Genomic DNA, 19,267 nt, shown 5'->3' with positions numbered 1-19,267 from the left:
TTTACTATTAATGGGGTTTATCTTATGCTTCTACAAGGATTTTATTAGTTCTTTAAATAAAAGAATCATTTCTGGTTCTGCTTTTCCTGCCATAGCGATAATTTCTTCAATATCTACAGCTTGTAAATTATCAGGATCACATTCATCCGTAAGTACAGAAACTGCTGCTACTTTTAAATTTAAGTGATTAGCGACAATAATTTCTGGAACAGTACTCATCCCTACTGCATCTGCTCCGATTATCTTCAAGTATCTATATTCTGCTCGTGTTTCTAATTGTGGCCCTACCACAGAGGCATATACGCCTTTGTGCAGAGTGATGTTATTTTCTTTTGCAATGGTCTCCAATTGATGATTAAGATTAGCATCATACGGAGCACTCATATCGGTAAAACGAGTTCCTAATTGTTCTACTCCTTTAAATGCAAGTGGCGATCCTCCCTGAAGGTTGATATGATCATCAATTAACATTAACTCTCCTTTTTTGAAATTTAGATTAATGGCTCCTGAAGCATTTGAAACTAATAATGTTTTAATTCCTAACTGTTGCATGATACGTACGGGATAAGTAACATCCTGAAGAGAATACCCTTCATATAGATGAAAACGACCTTGCATTACCACAACCTTTCTTCCTTCCAGATTTCCATAAATTAATTTCCCTTTATGAAATTCTACCGTTGCAGTGGGGAAATTAGGAATATGATTATAGCTTACTTCTTTTAGAACTTCAATTTCATTAAGTAGTTGTCCTAGTCCTGTTCCTAAGATGATTCCTATCTCTGGATTTTCAAATCCTTTTTCTTGTAGATACTCTGTTGTTTCTTTGATGTATTTAATCATTTTGATAACTTAATAGATGTTGAAAGGCCGAGATGTCTTTAATATCTTCATAATAGTCAATATCATTTCGTTCTTCCAGTAATTTTATATTGGTTTGTTGTAAATCGTTTAATGTGTTTTGAAGGACTGTCTCAGTACCCCAAGCTTTGTTTTCAAAAACTTCAGAGGTCATTCTTTTCATCCCTAACAAATAATATCCTCCATCCATTGCAGGACCAATTACATATTCATGATCTTGGAGAGCTCTAAATGCGTTTTCGATGTCTTCCTGATTTAAATCATACATATCACTACCAATGATGATGATATTGGTATATCCATTAGTAAAACCATTCTGAAATGCATTTTTCATTCGTTGTCCTAGGTCTTCACCATCTTGCTGTTTTTTGTGATAGATATGGTTATCCCAAATATCATTTTCTCTAACTTTTACAGAATAATGTACCTCTTTCGTGATATCCAGATCTTTTGTGATACTTACCGTATGATTTAATAAAGTTTGATATACCTCTAAAGCAGCATGATCGCCTATGGTAGCTGCTAATCTTGTTTTACATTTACCCAATTCGGGGTTTCGGGTAAAAATTAATAATAGATTCTTTTCTTTCACTTTTTGTATACTTTTTTTCCTTTATACAACCATTTTCCCCATTCTTCTGAAAATGCGTGTACCTCGTTAGTTTCTTTTCCGATCATATCTACCACTTCATTATCTTCATTTTTCCATTCAAATATGCCGCCGTATAAATTATATATGTTGGTATAACCAAATTCCTTTAACTTTTCTGAAATATCTTCTGATCGTATTCCTAAACTACAATACACTACAATTTTTGAATCTTTAGGAATATTTTGATTTACTATTTTGTTTATTTCAAAAAAATCATACCCAACATGAATAGCACCTTTTAAGTGACTTGTTTGGTACTCTACAAGCTCTCTTGCATCAAAAAGGATGACATCGTTTTTAGAAGTTTTCAGTTCTTTCACAGTAATGTAAGGGATACTCTTACTATTGTGTAGCGTTAATAACTCCTTTAAGGAATTTTGGCTTATTCCGAGTAAGGGTAATAGTATACAGAAAAATATAAGAGCTATTTTCTTCATATATGATGTTTGTAATGCTGTAATCCCAAAGGGATTGATTGGTCAATACTAAAATGTTGATATACTTTTTGACTGCTGTAGTTTTATAACAGCTATAATTCCTAATAAGGTATAGGAATCATCTAAATTGACTTTATAAATGTCTTAAGAGAAGAATGGTGATCCTTTATTGTAAAAGGAATATAGTTGGTAGGTATATGTATTTGTTATTACACCACGAAATATTTGAACAAAAGGACGTAATATTTCATTGATAATGGCCTTAATCATTTTAGATAGATCAAAACTAATTTTAGAAATAGTTTTTAAATCTTCTAACGTATCTATATCATAAAGAACTTCGAGTTGAGTAACTTCGATTTTTGAAGTTTTTATTAAAAGAGACACGCTCTTAGCCAGGTTTTTAGACTGCCAGGGGAGTTTTAAAAAGGTGTTTTTATTAAACTGAGATTTGTGTAACCCCATTAAATAAAATCCACCATCGGCAGAAGGTCCAAGTACAAAATTATTATTTTTAAGTTGCTTAACACTTTCAATTAAGTGGTGTTTTTGTAGATGAGGTGTGTCATTACCGATAGTAATAACACTTTCATATCCTCGATCATAAATATTCTGAATTGCATTTACAAAACGTTCTCCAAAACTATTTCCAATCTGATCTCTCTCTGTACATACAAAAAATGGAATCCCTGTACCTTGTACTATTTTGAGAGTAGCTTTATTAAGCTCTGAGAATAGTTTATCACCTCCAAATATTGGTTTATTGAGCACCTCCTGTTTAGAGGAGTTTGCAAAAACTAATATGGCGGTTTTTAAATTCATAATTAAGCTACTGTTCCTTGGCAACTACTTCCAGCACCAGCGGTACAACCATAACAATGCTGAGAAATGATAATATTTCTGTTTTGAAGTAATTCTTCGTTGTATTTGCTAATATGTTTTACCTTGCTTGCTACTTTTAGATCTAACATTTGATTAAAGTCACAATCATAGAGCCATCCATCCCAACTTATAGAAATCGTGTTTGTACACATAACATTAGCTACAGCTGAAGGATTATAGGCTTCTACCAAAGCATACATATAGTCTTCATAATTCTCAGATGCAATTAAGTAATCCAAAAATCTACTGATGGGTAAATTAGTGATTGCAAATAAATTATGAAAGTGAATTCCAAAATCTTCTAGCAAAGCTTTTTTAAAATCTTTTTCCATAGAAGCTTGATCACCTGGTAAAAAAGCACCAGAAGGATTATATACCAAATCCAGTCGAAGATCACTGTCGGGCATTCCATATCCGCGCTCATTAAGTTCTTGAAGCGCTTTTATGGATTTGTCAAAAACGCCATCTCCACGCTGCTTATCGGTTTTGCCTCTCGTCCAATGTGGCATTGAGGACACTACATGTACATTATGTTTTTTGAAAAAATCAGGCAAGTCATAATATTTTTTGTTTGCCCTTATGATCGTTAAGTTACTACGAACTATAAAATCCTTAATTCCAGCTTTACTTGCTTCTTCTACAAACCATCTAAAATTAGGATTCATTTCCGGTGCACCACCAGTTAGATCCAGCGTGTGCGCTCCTGTTTTTCTTATAACATCCAAGCATTGTTGCATGGTTTCTTTGGTCATAATCTCTTTGCGATCAGGACCAGCATCTACATGACAGTGTTCGCATACTTGATTACACATGTATCCAACATTGATCTGTAATATTTCAAGTTTATTAGGACGTAAAGGGTTTTTGCCAATTTCAGCAATTTTATCAGCAAATTTTGGTAGTTCACCGTTAGCAAAAATACCATTGTTTAGTATTTCTAATTGCCTATTAGAATCTGCTAATTCGTTATTTCTTTTTTTTAGTGACTTAGTAGCCATACATCATTTTTATTAAAATTGTCTTTCAAGATATCAGCCTCAATCTTACATAGACAACTTTTCGTATTTATTCATCATTTGTACACCATGTACTAGTGTAGCCCCACTTTCTATAGCAGCTCCTGCATGAACAGCTTCCATCATTTCTTCTTTAGTAATTCCTTTTTGTAAACCATCTTTTGTGTAGGCATCAATACAATAAGGACATTTTACCACATGGGAAACTGCTAAGGCAATTAAAGATTTTTCTCTCGCTGTTAATGCGCCATCTTCGAAAACCTTTCCATAATAATCAAAGAATTTAGTTCCTAGCTCTTCGCTCCATTCAGTAATTTTTCCAAATTTTCTAAGATCCGAAGGATCGTAATATGTTTTAGACATATAATCGTTGTTTTAAAACAGATAGTTATTGTATGTCGTAAGATATAGATTAAAACTTACAATAAATTTACCTTTTATTCATTATGTCTAAAATCAACATTATGGAGATAAAAAAAAAGGGAATGTTAAATATTTAAGTTTTTTTGTCAAAAATATACCGATCATACACGTCAAAATAACTAATTGACGACCATTATTAGGAATTATGAATTATATTGATCTATAATTATTTTGCTCTTCAATTGTTAAGATAAAAAGCATGTTTTTTTACTAAAAGATTTGTTGCATTTTAGATCTTAATCCCTAAGCTAATTTGTTATAATATATTTATTTAATCTTTATTAGGTTTTATTTTTAACTCCTGATAACTTTCTATTATTTTAACAATTAAATCTTTCAATTCGTTGATTAACAGTGATTTTTTTAGATATGCATAAATGTCAATGGGATAATTGAATTAAAATGTAATGATAATGTTAAGATTATCTAGTTAGCACAAAATAGAATGTAATGTTGTAGCTTTATCAATATTTCGAGATAAAAATCTAAAGTGTTTATTTACTGATTTTTGAAAAACGAATCAGATTTATATTAAGAAAGTAAGTAAGATAAATTTAATTGACGTAACTAAAAAATAAGATAGGTGAGAATTATTAAAGAATATGCTAAAAATAATATTTGTGGTATTGTCCTGTTGGGGTTGTTTGTAGGTGCTCCTTTACAGGGTTTTTCTCAGAATAAAAATATTGAGCAGAAAGTGGATTCTGTTATTGCTTTAATGACATTAAAGGAAAAAATAGGACAGCTTGTTTTATATAATGGTAGTTGGGATGTAACCGGACCACCATCGGATGTTGGTAATAAAGAAAAATATGAGAAACTTCGCAACGGAGAAGTTGGGGCTATGCTTAACGCTACATCGGTAGCAGGTACTAAAGAATTGCAAAAAACGGTAATGGAAAATTCGCGATTAAAAATCCCATTGTTGTTTGGATATGATGTGATTCATGGTTTTAAAACAATTTTTCCTATTCCACTTGGTGAAAGTGCAAGTTGGGACTTAGAGGCTATTAAAAAGTCTTCAGAAATTGCAGCAAAGGAGGCGACTGCGTCTGGTATTAATTGGGCATTTGGTCCCATGATGGATATTTCTAGAGATGCTCGATGGGGAAGAGTCATGGAAGGAGCAGGAGAAGATCCATTTTTAGCATCGAAAATAGCAGTTGCGAGAATTCAGGGATTTCAAGGAGATGATTTAGCAAAAGAGAATACACTTGCTGCATGTGCTAAGCATTTTGCTGCTTATGGTTTTGCAGAAGGAGGAAGAGATTATAACACAGTAAGTATAGGAGAATATGAATTACACAATACCGTATTACCTCCTTTTAAAGCGGCAGTTGATGCTGGTGTAGCATCAATGATGAGTTCGTTTAATGAGATAGATGGAATTCCAGCAACAGGTCATAAAGGTTTGCAAAGAGATATTTTGAAGAATACTTGGAACTGGGATGGTTTTATCGTTTCGGATTGGGCTTCTATTGCTGAAATGATTTTTCATGGATATGCAAAAGATAGAACACACGCGGCTGATATAGCGATACATGCGGGTAATGATATGGATATGGAAGGTAGAGCTTATGAAGTTGGTTTAGAAAAGTTGGTCAAAGATGGAAAAGTAGAAGAAAAGCTTATAGAAGATGCAGCCAAACGTATTTTACGAGTTAAGTTCGAATTAGGGTTGTTTGATGATCCTTTTAGATATAGTAATGAAGAACGTGAAAAAACAGAGATATATACAAAGGAGCATTTACAGATAGCTAGAGATGTTGCCAAGAAATCAATTGTTTTGTTAAAAAATGATGGTAATATATTACCGCTCAAGAAAGATGCAAAAAGTATTGCGGTTATTGGATCTCTTGCGGATGATAAAGATACTCCTATTGGAAGTTGGAGAGGAATGGCAACACCGAATTCTGCAGTATCATTATTAGAAGGTATAAAGGCTGCTGTATCAAGTTCTGCAAAAATTTCACACGCAAAAGGAGTTGAGATAGGTGTGGGTGAAAGAAGTTTCGTTAGAAGTTTGAAAGTTAATAGAGATAATTTTGATGGAATTGAAAACGCAGTAAGTGTTGCTAAAGAAGCAGAAGTAGTTGTCTTAGCATTAGGGGAAGAAGCTTTTCAATCTGGAGAAGCAAGAAGTCAGGTGAGTATAGAATTAACTCCGCCACAACAAAAGTTGTTTGATGCTGTTTATGCAGTAAACAAAAATATTGTAGTTGTGCTTATGAATGGTCGTCCAATGGCTCTTCCTAATATTGCTGAAAAAGCATCCGCAATACTAGAAACTTGGCATCTTGGATCGACTTCTGGAAATGCAATAGCAGATGTATTATTTGGTGATTATAACCCTTCAGGGAAATTACCAGTATCTTTTCCTAGACATGGAGGTCAAGCACCTTTGTATTATAATGTTAAAAATACAGGAAGACCAGTAAATCAGGATGGTATGGTGTTTTGGTCACATTATACTGATGAAAAGAATGATGCTTTGTTTCCTTTTGGTCACGGATTAAGTTATACCGATTTTGAATATAAAGATTTAAAAGTGAGTGCTCCAACATTTAGTGCAGGAGGAAAATTATCGGTCTCTGTTACAGTTAAAAACACGGGGAAAGTAAAAGGTAAGGAAGTGGTACAGCTGTATCTTAGAGATTTAATAGGTAGCTTAACACGACCAGTAAAAGAATTGAAAGGGTTTCAACTGATAGAACTTGGTCCTCAAGAGAGTAAAACAGTCACTTTTACGATAGATGAAAAAACGATTCAGTTTTACACTGCTAATAAAAAATGGGAAGCAGAACCAGGAGATTTCAAAGTATTTATAGGAGGTAGCTCAAAAACAGAACTAGAAAGTAATTTTTCTTTTAAATAATTAAATGATGCACAAATTATATATTATCGTATTCAGTCTTTTTGTATTAAGTTGTAACTCAAAATCAACCGAAGAGAATGATAAAACAATAAAGGAAAAACCTTCTATGAATACAGAGATTGATAAAAAAGTTGCTTCACTGCTTTCCGAAATGACGTTAGAGGAAAAAGTAGGGCAGATGACTCAAATTACTTTAGACGTAGTTACCAAAGGAGATAATCAGTATAGTTCTGCTCTGCCTTATGAGTTGGATTCTGCCTTAGTGCGCAAGGCAATTCATACTTATAAAGTAGGTTCTATATTAAATACTCCAGGAATTCCTTTATCCAGACAAGATTGGTATAAAACTATAAAGATATTTCAAGATGAGGCTGCGAAAACACCTAGGCAAATTCCTATTATATATGGTATAGATGCTATTCATGGTGTTAATTACACTACAGAAGCAACATTATTTCCACAGCAGATCGCATTGGCTGCAACTTTTAATCGAGATTTGGTAAAAGAAGTTGCTAAGATTTCTGCTTATGAAACAAGAGCTTCGTCAATTCCTTGGAATTTTTCACCTGTTTTGGGATTAGGAAGAAATCCCTTATGGCCAAGGTTATGGGAAACTTTTGGTGAAGACGTCTATTTAGGAAAGACCATGGGTGTCGCAATGGTAGAAGGTTATCAGGGAACACTTGGTGATCCTTATACTGTGGCTTCTTGTATGAAGCATTATTTAGGCTATAGCGTTCCTTTATCTGGTAAAGATCGAACACCTGCATGGATTCCTGAAAGAGAATTAAGGCAATACTTTTTGCCGGCATTTAAAGCAGCAGTAGATGCAGGATCCGTAACCTTAATGATTAATTCGGGAGAAATAAATGGAGTTCCTGTACATGCTAGCAAATTCTTGTTAACGGATGTGCTTAGAGGCGAACTTGGCTTCGAAGGTATTGCAGTAACGGATTGGGCAGATATCAATTATCTACATACGAGACATAAAGTTGCGGAAACAATTAAAGATGCAATCAAAATGTCTATAAACGCAGGTGTAGATATGAGTATGGTGCCTCATGATTTTGAGTTTGCCGAACTTTTAGTAGAGTTGGTGAAAGAGGGGAGTGTAGCAGAGGAAAGAATTAACAGTGCAGTTTCTAGAATATTAAAAGTAAAAATGCAATTGGGCTTATTTGAAAGCCCAGTCACGGATCCTAAAGATTATCCTGATTTTGGATCAGAAAAATTTGCTTCAGTAAGCAAAAAAGCAGCGTTAGAGTCTTTTACATTGCTGAAAAATAAAGAAGATGTTCTGCCACTAGAAAAAGGAACGAAAATCTTAGTAACAGGTCCTACTGCCAATACCATGAGATCTCTAAATGGAGGATGGTCTTATAATTGGCAAGGAAGTGAAGCAGATAACTATGCCAAAGATAAAAATACAATTGCTGAAGCTATCGTAGGCCTAGGTAACGCTACATTTGTTCAGGGAGTTTCGTTTAAAGAAGATAATGGTATTGATAGTACTGTATTAAAAGAGGTTTCTTTCGAGGATCAAAAGAATATTGATGCCGCTGTAAAGGCTGCTCAACAAACTGATGTTATTTTATTATGTTTAGGTGAAAACTCATATACAGAAACTCCAGGAAATATTAATTCTATTTTATTGCCAAAGGATCAAGTAGAACTAACAAAAGCATTGGCAAAAACAGGTAAGAAAATAGTGCTTGTGTTACTAGAAGGAAGACCAATCATCTTTAACGAGATAGAGCCTTTAGTAGATGCTGTATTTATGGGATATTTGCCAGGTAACCACGGAGCAGATGCTCTAGGAGATTTATTGTATGGGTTAGAAAGCCCTTCTGGAAGGTTGCCAATAAATTATCCTAAACATCCACATGCATTTGTAAACTATAATCACAAACACTCTGATAACATTTCCATTCCAAATTATTATGATTCGGACTATGATCAACAATATGAGTTTGGTGATGGATTATCGTATACAACTTTTGAATATAGTAATCTATCCGTAAGTGCAGAAGAAATGAATGAAGATGGTTCTATTGATGTTTCAATAACCGTTACAAACACTGGTAGTAGAGATGGAAAAGAAGCGGTGTTGCTTTTTATTAGTGATTTGTATGCCAGTATTACTCCTGAAGTGAGAGCTTTGAAGGGATATGAAAAGATTGCTTTAAGTAAAGGAGAGTCTAAAGAAGTTTCCTTTACAATCACTAAGGATGAGCTGTCTTTTGTAAATCAGGAGTTAGAGACTATTGCTGAGCCTGGAGATTTTGAGATTAGTATTGGAGATTTAAAGAAGAAAATTAAGCTTAAATAATATAAAAAATTAATACCCATCTTTTATGATTAAAAGGTATAGGGTGCTTATTGATATCTTATAAACAAAGTGTAAATAAGGTATGTTAAGATTTTAATGGTATATTTGATAAGCCTACTTATGTAAAAACTCATCTCATGTATCGTCTTTTTATTACATTTTATTTTTTATCATTTTCGATTTTTTCACAATCCATAAAAAATAAAACACTTCCTAAGATAACCCATTATGATACCAAAAACATGGGATTTAATGCGCAATCTTGGGATATTAAACAAGATGAAAATGGTTTAGTATATATTGCTAATGGGAATGAGATTTTAATTTTTGACGGCACTGATTGGACTTCAGTAGACACCAATCCAGAAATGGTAAATAGAAGTCTTTTTGTTAAGAACAAAGACACGATATATTTTGGGGCTGATGAGCATCATGGGATGTTGATTAAAAATGGATATGAGGATTATACAATTCAGCCATTAAGAAATAACAAAAAAGATGTAGCTGCGGATATTGAAGAGTATTGGAGAACACATTTTGTTAACAATGAGATCATTTTTCAAACCTTCAGAAATTTATATGTTAATCAAGGAAATATAATTACCAAAATTCCCGCTCCATATCTTTTTAAGTGGAGTTATAGTATCGACAATCAGATCTATGTAAATGATTTAAAGTATGGGGTTTTTAGACTACAGGAAACCAATTTAATACCTGTAATAAGTGATCCAACTTTAAATGAAAACATAGTTGGCGTTACTAAAATTGACGATAATTTAATTATTATAACTGATACTAAAGGATTATATAAAGTAATAAATGATGAACTCATACCTATTACTTTTTCTGTGTCAGAAGAAGTTCAAAAAGCTCAGATCTTTTCTTTTCTTAAACTTAATGATGATAGAATAGCTCTTGGTACAGTTTCTAATGGATTATACTTATTAGACGTAAGTACAGGAGAAACTCACAATATTAATAAGAGAAACGGGCTCCAAAACAATACGATCCTATCCATTTATCAAGATTATGAGGAAAACCTTTGGTTAGCGTTAGATTATGGAGTGGATCATATAAAATTAAACTCTCCTCTTACCTATTATTATGATTACTTTGGAGAGTTGGGAACTACCTACGCGATTGTAAATGATCAAAAACTTTCTTACTTAGGAACTAATCAAGGACTTTATGTGGGTAACACCACTTCTTCGGATTTTAATAAAGATTTTGAATTACTATTAAACGGTCAGGTTTGGAATATCGAAAAGGTTGATGATGATGTTTATGTTGGTCATGATAAAGGGGCTTATGCCGTAGAGGGTAAAGTCTTAACTCGAATGGGAGAAGATTTAGGTGCTTGGAATTTCAGGAAATATAAACTTTCAGAAGAAGAGGATGTTATTGTTTCTGGAAATTATAATGGTATATCGCTATATCAAAAAAGAGAAGGTAAATGGGAAGGGTTTAAGTTGAGTGGTTTTGAAAAATCCGGTAGGTATTTAGAGGTAGATAAGGAAAATTACCTTTGGGTAGCACTGTATAGTGATGGTGTGTTTAAATTTGAGCTAGACTATGACGAAAAACAATTAAAGGATGTGGCTTTTTATCCTGTAAGTGATTTTGAAGGTGATAGAATAGCGCTTTCCATGGTAGATGACAAAATAGTAATAACTTCAAACTATCATACATACACATACTCTCATCAGAACAAAGATTTTATTAAAACGGAAATACAAGCAAATCTAGGATCTGCTCCCAGGATTTTTAAAAATGGAGAAGAAACTTGGTATGTAAGCAATGATAAAGTTGCAGTAAAAAAATCTGAAAATGCAATAGTGCTTCACGAATTAAAAGATCAATTGGTGCCTGATGTTTTGAATGTTTTTCCTGTTGATTATTCAAATACTGTAATTCCTGTTTTTAATGGTTTTGCGATGTATTCCAAAAAGAATAATGCGATTTCGGAAACTATTAAAAGTGATATCCTAATTAGAAATTTTGTTTCCGTAAATAGTGGAAATTCATACGTTGTTGGGGATAAAATTGCATTTTCTGATAATGATCTGAAGATTAACTACGCATTACCAATTTATGGGCAAGCAATAGAGTACCAGACGAGCTTAAATGATGATGATTGGAGTCCTAAAACCACGAGTACAGAGCGAACGCTTTATAACCTGAAAGAAGGAAATTACACTTTTAAAGTAAGAGCAGAATACAATGGAGAATATCGATTAGGAACATTTAGTTTTAGTATAAAACCTCCGATATACAGAACGCATTGGGCTTATATGCTTTATTTAATTTTGTTTTTGATATTGATTGTTTCAGTAAGAGGGATCAATAGATATAAAATGAAAAAACAGGAAAGGATTTTATTGGAAGAAAAAGCAATGAAATTAAAAAAACAGGAGGAAGAACATAGAGCGCAAAAATTAGAACAAGAACATAAAATCATCGAGCTTAATAATTCTAAATTACAAGATGAAATAAAAGCAAAAAGTAGAGAGCTGACTCAGATTGCTTATGTGAATTTGAATAAAAATAAAATTCTTAAAAAAATTAGGGATAAGATTGTAAAGGTTCAGGATGCTTCTGATCAAAAGTTACCAACCAATAGTTACAATGAATTAGTGCGATTAGTGGATTATTATATTACAGATAAAGAAAGCAAGTTGTTCGAAATTAATTTTGATAAATCACATCAAGAATTTTACGAAAAGCTTTCGAATAATTATCCTAACCTAACTTCCAAGGATTTACGACTGTGTGCGTATCTGAAAATGAACCTTTCTTCTAAAGAAATAGCACCTCTATTAGGAATAAGTTCACAAAGTGTAGATGTTAGCAGGCATAGATTAAGAAAAAAGCTTAATTTAGACTCCAAAGACAATTTGACTAATATTCTTATCAGTCTTAAATAAGGAATTTCTAATAGCACAGTCATGAGGAAAAAGGTTACCCTAAAACAGCTTGCAAAAGAGTTAAATCTATCTATTTCTACTGTTTCTAAGTCATTAAAGAATGATTCGGAGATAAGTCAGAAAACCATAAATAGAGTTCATGAGTTAGCTAACTTTTACAACTATAAACCTAATGCACTAGCCGTTAGTTTAAAAAGTAATAAAACTAATACCATAGGTGTGTTGTTACCCGAGATTCTTAATCATTTTTATGCTAAAGTACTTTTTGGGATTGAGCAAGAAGCTTCTAAAGAAGGGTATAAAATCGTAACCTGCATTACTAACGAATCTTATGAGAAAGAGGTAGAGTATGTAGAAATGCTTAATTATAGTAGTGTAGATGGTTTTATTTTAGCTTTGAGTAAGGAAACGCAGATGCTTAATAAATTGAATCATCTTAAAGATTTGAAGCGTGATAATGTGCCACTTATGATGTTTGATCGTGTAAGTACCGAAGTGGATTGTGATAAGGTTATTGTGGATGATAAGCATGCTTCCAAAACGGCTGTACAACACTTGATTAAAACAGGTTGTCGAAAAATTGCTATAATCTCTACTATTTTTGATCTAAGTGTTGGTAGATTAAGGTTAGAAGGAGCTCATGAAGAAGTTGCCGCAAATGATGGTGTTACGCTTGTTGAATTGCCTATAAATAATATTGAGTTAGAAGAGAAGGAGATTGAGTCTTTTCTTAAAAATAATGAAATTGATGCTGTGCTCGGTTTGGATGAGACCGCAGCAGCAGTTGCAATAAATATGGCTAATAAGTTAGGATATAAAATTCCAGATGATATCTCTGTAATTGGATTTACCGATGGGATATTATCCAAGCACTCCTATCCTAAATTAACAACAGTCTCTCAGCATGCTGAAGATTTAGGAGCTAGGGCGGCGAGAATACTATTGGATAGGTTATTAAATACTTCCGAGGACAATTATAAAACAAGTACAGAAATCGTTAAAACCTCATTGATTCTTAGAGATTCAACAAATTAGTTTTAGTCAATTACATAAGTTTTTTTATCTATTCCCACTCCTGTTATCGTAAGTTTTTTCCAAGTTTTAGGTAATATTGGATTTTTTTGAATTATTCCATTGTCGGTAAGATATAAGCCGCCAAAACCGAAAATAACTGTTTGTAACATTCCTCCTGCACCTGTCGCAAAATATGGATTGTTACTAGTAGCTGCTTCTGCTAACGCTCCGAACGGAGGCCTTTTATTGGGTTCATAGCTTCTTTTGAAAAGCCTAAAGGCATTCTCTGCATCACCTAATCTGGCATAGATAACGGCAAACACACTCTGAGCCATAGCTGGACCTTCTTCTGCGAGTTTAAGTTCGTAATATTTTAGGTCTTTTAAAATGGTTTCTTTATCAGTTATGATATCTAGAGGGTAAGATAACAGGTTAACATCTGCTTGCTTTATTCTATCTCCTGAGTATTTGCTATGTTCTTTTGTTGTTCCGTCTTTAAACTTATGAATGATTATTTTATCGGCTACTTCATTCCATGTCTTGTTCGGAGTGATTCCAATTTTAGTTGCGGCTACAGAAGCGTATCTTAGACAAGTGATGGCAGATCCATTAGTAAAAGCATTGTCATCTACATTAGGTGCAAACTCATTTGCTCCTACAACATTTTTGATGGAATAGGATCCGTCAGAATTTTTTGTGGATCTACTAACCCAGTAATCTGCAACTTCCTTTAGAAGAGGATACCCTCTTTCTTGAAGCCATTTTTTATCTTTTGTAACTCGATAATAGTTCCAAAAAGCGATACCTATATCAGCTGTGATGTGATGTTCGAAAGTTCCTGTTAACGCCCAAGCGGGAGTAGCTTCCTCCCCAGTGTCATCACTTTCCCAAGGAAACATAGCTCCTTTATATCCAAAATTGATTGCTTTCCTTTTTGCCACATCAAGACGATCTGATCGATAATTAACTAATGAACGAGCGATATCTTGATTAAGTACCAATAAAGGAGGATACATCCATAACTCCGTATCCCAAAAAATATGACCATTATAGTTTTGAGAGCTTAATCCCATCGGAGCAATACTAAGATCCGAGTCTCCTCGAGAAAAAGCGTATAAATGATATAGGGCTAAGCGAACATCTAATTGAGACTGTAGATCACCTTCTATAATGATATCACCTTTCCAAAGATCAGTCCATAAATTTGTGTGTTGATATAGAAGGTCTTTTCTAGGAGTTAATAAATTGAAAATTACAAAACGCTCGCTTTCACTTTGAGGATCAAAAAAGTCTTGGGTAGAACATTGAGCTGCGGTCCACGCAAACTTGTATTTTTTTTCTTTAAACACCTTCTTTTCAAATGATAGTTGATTGTCGTACTCAGAAAGTTTGGTGTGTACTAATTCTGGACGTTGATTTTCTCTTGTAGAATTAATATCATGCCATATGAACGTAGCAGAAGTGCCTACTGTATGTTTTCCTAGTCTGCTTTTTGCCACAGTTTGTAAGATGGGCATTGTGGTTTCTAAATCTTTAAGAACTCTAAATGTGCTTAAAGGTTGTAAATATTCTGTAGGTGTTTGTATTTTTCCAACAACTTTTAGATCAATATCCTTAGTTGCTGTTACTTCAAAATCGATATAACCAGAATAGGGTACATTTCTAAGAGCGTATACGGTATAAGAAATTTCTGCTATAGAATTATAGGAAAAGGTTGTGGTAAAGCTAGCTTCTTTCATATTGAGCGTCTGTTTCCAGTTACTAATATTTTCATTGGTTAACTTTATGTTGTTTATATAGAGGTCAAGATTTCCAAAATTCATTCCCAAAAGAATTCTGCTAACACCAAGTGGTGACTCCTTATCGTATACGTTATTCAGAATTATTTTGTCTGTTTCAAATATTTTGGAAGACGGTAGTATTCCAATTCTTCCGTTTGCAGATACAATCCCTGTGTAATTTTGATTATCAGTAGTGGAAATTGTCCATCCATCACTTTGTGCTGCAATAGATATAGTGATAAAAAAGCATGCGAATTGGATAAGAAAAGCCTTTGAATTCTTTAGTGTCATAATTAGGATATTTTGTGAAATAAGAATCTAGTGATCTTAAAATAAATAGAATACACAATTTACTAAACAAATTTTGAAAAGTGAAATTGAACTAATTAGCATGGCAATACAAGCGTTTGTATTATCATTTTTTAATAAGAATCTTGAATTTGATTAAAATTATATAATTTTCTAATGAATGTGCTTTAAGTGCTTTCTCGCTGTGTAAGTTTAGTTTCCAGTTTAACAACTGTTTTTTTATGAAGTATGTCCTCAGGTTCATTTAGTTGCTTGATTAGAAGTTCAGCAGCCTTTTGCCCCATTTCGAAACTTGGTTGTGATACGCAGGTTAGAGTTGGAACAAAGACTTCTCCAAGTCCCAAATCTCCAAAGCCAATTACTGCAACTTCCTCAGGTATTTTTTTTTCGGTCTTTAATAGCGTTTTCATAGCTAACAATCCATAATTGTCAGTACACGTAAAAACTGCATCTGGAGTGGTGGTAAGATGTTTAAAAAAATCTAGTATTTCTCTATCCTCAAACTCTCTGTCCAAGGAGTTACAATGTAACACTAACTCTTCATTTAAAGGGATCTTGTATTTGTTAAGAGCAGACTTGTATCCTGTAAACCGATCTTGAAATACTTTTTTTTGTTTTATCCCTCCTATAAAAGCTATTTTTTTTCTTCCTTTTTTGATAAGAAACTCTACAGCATCAAAAGACGATTTTATGTCATCAATCATTACATGATCTGCTCCTGAGACTTCTTCTCTTATATTGTCAAATAATACCATAGGCATACCTTTACTTGTAAGATCGTTTAAATGGGCAACATTTTCTGTCTCATGTGTGGGGGATAAAATGATTCCATCAACCAAGCCTCTTTCGAATGATATAAGGTTTTCTTTTTCAAATTGATACGAGTTTCTCGAGGAACTGATTAGAATTTTATAATTGTGATTTCTAGCATATTGATCTATCCCTCTACACACTTCGATAAAAAAAGGTTCATCATATCTTGGTATTAGTACTCCTATGATGTTGGTTTTTCCAGAGCTCAAACTTTTAGCTATCTGATTGGGCATATAGCCCATTTCTTCAGCAGTTTTAAATACTTTTTCTTGAGTACTCTTTTTAACTCTAGGGTTTTTATCCAATGCTCTTGATACTGTTGCAATAGAAATATTCAGTTTTCTTGCGATATCTTCAAGTTTAACCCTTCTTTTTTTAAAAACCATCAAATTAAGTATTAAAAAATTATCAATAAAATTTTAATTTTGCTAAAAATATAATAATACAAACGCTTGTATTATTATTTGTTCTTGATTTACTTTCTAAGGAGATTATTTGTTATGTATTTTGTATAGACGTAAAAAAGTGTACTAAGCTAACATTAAGTAAAGTATTATAAAACGCACATTTTACACAACCTTCCCCAAAATAAATAGTCAAATTTTGTATTTGTACCACCTACGCTAATTTATGATAAATAAAATTAAAGCATATGTTTCTTAGAGAAATTGAAAATAGGTTTGATAAGATGCTTATTGTTTGTTTTCTCTTAATTGTATAGAAATTTGTAAAGCACTTGTCTATATAAAATCTATACTTAATCGATTGAATTCTTTATTTGTTATTGAATTCTTTATTTTGAAATTAATAGTTAAGTATCTGATAAATAAATTGTTATAATATTAATAAGGTTGTTAGGTTGGCATTGTATAGGTAATGTAAAGATTTGTGTTTTTGAAATTCTATATAAATAATATTGTAGTTTTGGTAATCAAACGATGTAATAAATAGTAATACTAGATTTTTTTAACTATTTTTTTATTAAATCGATTGTTAGGTGTGTTTTTGAAGGATTTCAATACCAAAACGAATAAGACTAGTAAAATGAAATTATTTAAAAACATAATACAGATTTAAGTGAAACTAACTTGGTTTAAAAAAGGTACGATCTATCAGATATACCCTCGTAGTTTTAATGATAGTAATAATGATGGAGTTGGTGACCTAAGAGGTGTCATAGAGAAGCTAGATTATATTCAAAGTTTGAATGTTGATATTATTTGGTTAAGTCCAATTTTTAGTTCACCAAATGATGATAATGGATATGACATAAGTGATTATCGTGAAATTATGCCTGAATTTGGAACCATGGAAGACTTTGATGAGCTATTAAAAGGAATTCATGATAGGGGTATGAGATTAATATTGGATTTGGTTGCGAATCATTGCTCTGATGAACATATGTGGTTTGAGGAAGCTAAAAAGTCTAAGGATAGTCCATACAGAGATTATTTTCATTGGCATAAGCCTGCGGATGATGGAGGTCCTCCGAATAATTGGAAGTCATTCTTTGGAGGAAGTGCATGGGAATGGGACGAGGCTTCTGGAGAATATTATCTCCACTTATTTACAAAAAAGCAACCTGACTTAAATTGGGAAAACCCTAAAGTAAGAGAGGAGATTTACGATGCCATGAGGTTTTGGTTGGATAAAGGAGTGGATGGCTTTAGAATGGACGTGATTCCATTAATATCTAAACCAAAAGGGTATCCAGATGCTCCAGAAGTCGGTTTTAGAAAAATTATAGAAGAGGTATATGCCAATGGGCCAACTGTTCATAAGTATCTGAATGAAATGAATGAGAAGGTGATTAGTAAGTATGATGCGTTTTCATTAGCTGAAGGAGTTGGTATTAATGAAACTAAAGCCGGTTTGTATGTAAACACAGACAGAAAGGAATTAGATATGTTGTATCATTTTGATATCCTTGAATGTACAATTGTCAATGGGAAATTTGAAGAGGTTTCCCCTTTCGATTTAGTGCAAATGAAAAGAATTTTTAAAAAATGGAGGGAAGCAGTACATAATACCGGGTGGATTGCAAACGCTATGGGAAATCACGATTTCGCTAGAATGGTATCAAGATTTGGAAATGATAAGGAGTATCATTCAGAGTCTGCAAAAATGCTAATAACAATGTTAGCTACCCAAAATGGCACTTTGAATATTTACCAAGGAGATGAGATTGGTATGACCAATATAACTTTAGAAACTATAGAAGAGGTGAAAGATGTTCAGTCTTTGAATTTTTATGAAGAAAATTTAATTAATTCTAAATTTTCTGAGGAAATGGCGCTGGAAATGATTAATAAAGAAGGAAGAGATAATGCTAGAACTCCGGTACAGTGGAATGATGAAATTAATGGTGGATTTTCAATAGTAGATCCCTGGCTCAAATCAAATCCCAATAGTGAAATAATAAATGTTAAGCATCAAGATAATGATCCTAATTCTATTCTGAATTTTTATAGATCCTTGCTTAAAACTAGAAAAGAACATGATGTGTTCGTTTTTGGAGAATTTGAGGAAATAGAATTTAATAGCCCTAATCTATATATCTACAAAAAGACCTTGGAAAATAGGTCTATCATAGTTGCTCTTAACTTTACAGAATCGGATCAGGTTTTTAAAGCTTCTGGTGTGGCGAACGAGTACAAAGTTTTGATAAATAATTATGCAGATCTTAATACTAAAGAAAATGAATTAATCCTTAGACCTTATCAGGGTTTAGTTTTAGATATAGATTAATATAATTTTAAAACAAATATGAATAAAGTAGAAAGTGAAATTAGTTTTTGTTTGTTAGCGAAGGAGTTTATCTGATAGCGACTTCTTCATAAGAGGTAACATTAGGGGCGTTTTAAAATTGTAACTTTTATTTAAATATTATTTCTAGTTACTATGTCGATTGTTCTAGTAAGACTAAGACGCCCCTGTTACTTAAAAAATTG

General features: G+C 32.8%; 13 protein-coding genes. 5 read left to right on the top strand and 8 right to left on the bottom strand.

Annotation, left to right across the window (positions count from 1 at the left end; all coding sequences use genetic code 11):
* Positions 1–30 precede the first annotated feature (30 nt).
* From ABD077_RS00600 to ABD077_RS00575, 6 genes are all read right to left on the bottom strand, one after another.
* A complete protein-coding gene (locus ABD077_RS00600; RefSeq protein ID WP_343909470.1) occupies positions 31–843 on the bottom strand; it encodes a purine-nucleoside phosphorylase in 813 nt (270 codons plus the stop codon).
* Complete coding sequence (locus ABD077_RS00595) at positions 836–1,453, bottom strand: TIGR04282 family arsenosugar biosynthesis glycosyltransferase (RefSeq protein ID WP_343909468.1); 618 nt, start codon at positions 1,451–1,453, stop codon at positions 836–838. Before ABD077_RS00595 ends, ABD077_RS00600 begins: the two co-directional genes overlap by 8 nt.
* Positions 1,450–1,950 (bottom strand): rhodanese-like domain-containing protein, encoded by a 501-nt coding sequence (locus ABD077_RS00590; RefSeq protein WP_343909466.1) that lies wholly within the window; start codon positions 1,948–1,950, stop codon positions 1,450–1,452. The genes ABD077_RS00595 and ABD077_RS00590 overlap by 4 nt, the downstream gene beginning before the upstream one ends.
* A gap of 144 nt (positions 1,951–2,094) precedes the next feature.
* Positions 2,095–2,772: a TIGR04282 family arsenosugar biosynthesis glycosyltransferase gene (locus ABD077_RS00585; protein WP_343909464.1), complete on the bottom strand. Its 678-nt coding sequence runs from the start codon at positions 2,770–2,772 to the stop codon at positions 2,095–2,097.
* 2 nt (positions 2,773–2,774) lie between these two features.
* Positions 2,775–3,830, bottom strand: a complete 1,056-nt coding sequence (gene arsS, locus ABD077_RS00580) for an arsenosugar biosynthesis radical SAM (seleno)protein ArsS (RefSeq protein WP_343909462.1) — start codon at positions 3,828–3,830, stop codon at positions 2,775–2,777.
* A 45-nt stretch (positions 3,831–3,875) separates the two neighbouring features.
* Positions 3,876–4,211, bottom strand: a complete 336-nt coding sequence (locus ABD077_RS00575; protein WP_299605680.1) for an arsenosugar biosynthesis-associated peroxidase-like protein — start codon at positions 4,209–4,211, stop codon at positions 3,876–3,878.
* A gap of 643 nt (positions 4,212–4,854) precedes the next feature.
* On the opposite strand from ABD077_RS00575, the gene bglX reads away from it, so the two are divergent.
* The 4 genes from bglX to ABD077_RS00555 all read left to right on the top strand — a co-directional run bounded on the left by bglX (position 4,855) and on the right by ABD077_RS00555 (position 13,434).
* Positions 4,855–7,146, top strand: a complete 2,292-nt coding sequence (gene bglX / locus ABD077_RS00570; RefSeq protein ID WP_343909459.1) for a beta-glucosidase BglX — start codon at positions 4,855–4,857, stop codon at positions 7,144–7,146.
* Between the two features lie 7 nt (positions 7,147–7,153).
* A complete protein-coding gene (locus ABD077_RS00565) occupies positions 7,154–9,475 on the top strand; it encodes a glycoside hydrolase family 3 N-terminal domain-containing protein (RefSeq protein WP_343909457.1) in 2,322 nt (773 codons plus the stop codon).
* Positions 9,476–9,612: 137 nt separating this feature from the next.
* Positions 9,613–12,399, top strand: coding sequence for a helix-turn-helix and ligand-binding sensor domain-containing protein (locus ABD077_RS00560; RefSeq protein ID WP_343909455.1), 2,787 nt, complete (start codon positions 9,613–9,615; stop codon positions 12,397–12,399).
* Between the two features lie 21 nt (positions 12,400–12,420).
* Complete coding sequence (locus ABD077_RS00555; protein ID WP_343909453.1) at positions 12,421–13,434, top strand: LacI family DNA-binding transcriptional regulator; 1,014 nt, start codon at positions 12,421–12,423, stop codon at positions 13,432–13,434.
* A 2-nt stretch (positions 13,435–13,436) separates the two neighbouring features.
* On the opposite strand, the gene ABD077_RS00550 is transcribed toward ABD077_RS00555, so the two are convergent.
* Both ABD077_RS00550 and ABD077_RS00545 read right to left on the bottom strand, forming a co-directional pair.
* Positions 13,437–15,485, bottom strand: coding sequence for a kojibiose hydrolase (locus tag ABD077_RS00550; RefSeq protein WP_343909451.1), 2,049 nt, complete (start codon positions 15,483–15,485; stop codon positions 13,437–13,439).
* 185 nt (positions 15,486–15,670) lie between these two features.
* The gene (locus ABD077_RS00545; RefSeq protein WP_343909449.1) at positions 15,671–16,702 is read right to left on the bottom strand and encodes a LacI family DNA-binding transcriptional regulator; all 1,032 of its coding nucleotides are present in this window, start codon (positions 16,700–16,702) and stop codon (positions 15,671–15,673) included.
* A gap of 691 nt (positions 16,703–17,393) precedes the next feature.
* Here ABD077_RS00545 and ABD077_RS00540 point away from each other — a divergent pair.
* A complete protein-coding gene (locus ABD077_RS00540; protein ID WP_343909448.1) occupies positions 17,394–19,064 on the top strand; it encodes an alpha-glucosidase in 1,671 nt (556 codons plus the stop codon).
* Positions 19,065–19,267 lie beyond the last annotated feature (203 nt).

Origin of the sequence: Aquimarina litoralis (assembly GCF_039523995.1) — a bacterium.
Classification (GTDB): Bacteria; Bacteroidota; Bacteroidia; order Flavobacteriales; family Flavobacteriaceae; genus Aquimarina; species Aquimarina litoralis.
Note: the sequence above shows the minus strand (reverse complement) of the source record. Positions and strands in the feature narration are given on the sequence as shown.

Excerpts from the sequence above, each read along its gene's own strand:
- ABD077_RS00600 (WP_343909470.1), bottom strand. The coding sequence starts at position 843 with ATGATTAAATACATCAAAGAAACAACAGAGTATCTACAAGAAAAAGGA.
- ABD077_RS00590 (WP_343909466.1), bottom strand. The coding sequence starts at position 1,950 with ATGAAGAAAATAGCTCTTATATTTTTCTGTATACTATTACCCTTACTC.
- ABD077_RS00585 (WP_343909464.1), bottom strand. The coding sequence starts at position 2,772 with ATGAATTTAAAAACCGCCATATTAGTTTTTGCAAACTCCTCTAAACAG.
- arsS (WP_343909462.1), bottom strand. The coding sequence starts at position 3,830 with ATGGCTACTAAGTCACTAAAAAAAAGAAATAACGAATTAGCAGATTCT.
- ABD077_RS00575 (WP_299605680.1), bottom strand. The coding sequence starts at position 4,211 with ATGTCTAAAACATATTACGATCCTTCGGATCTTAGAAAATTTGGAAAA.
- ABD077_RS00565 (WP_343909457.1), top strand. The coding sequence starts at position 7,154 with ATGCACAAATTATATATTATCGTATTCAGTCTTTTTGTATTAAGTTGT.
- ABD077_RS00560 (WP_343909455.1), top strand. The coding sequence starts at position 9,613 with ATGTATCGTCTTTTTATTACATTTTATTTTTTATCATTTTCGATTTTT.
- ABD077_RS00555 (WP_343909453.1), top strand. The coding sequence starts at position 12,421 with ATGAGGAAAAAGGTTACCCTAAAACAGCTTGCAAAAGAGTTAAATCTA.
- ABD077_RS00550 (WP_343909451.1), bottom strand. The coding sequence starts at position 15,485 with ATGACACTAAAGAATTCAAAGGCTTTTCTTATCCAATTCGCATGCTTT.
- ABD077_RS00545 (WP_343909449.1), bottom strand. The coding sequence starts at position 16,702 with ATGGTTTTTAAAAAAAGAAGGGTTAAACTTGAAGATATCGCAAGAAAA.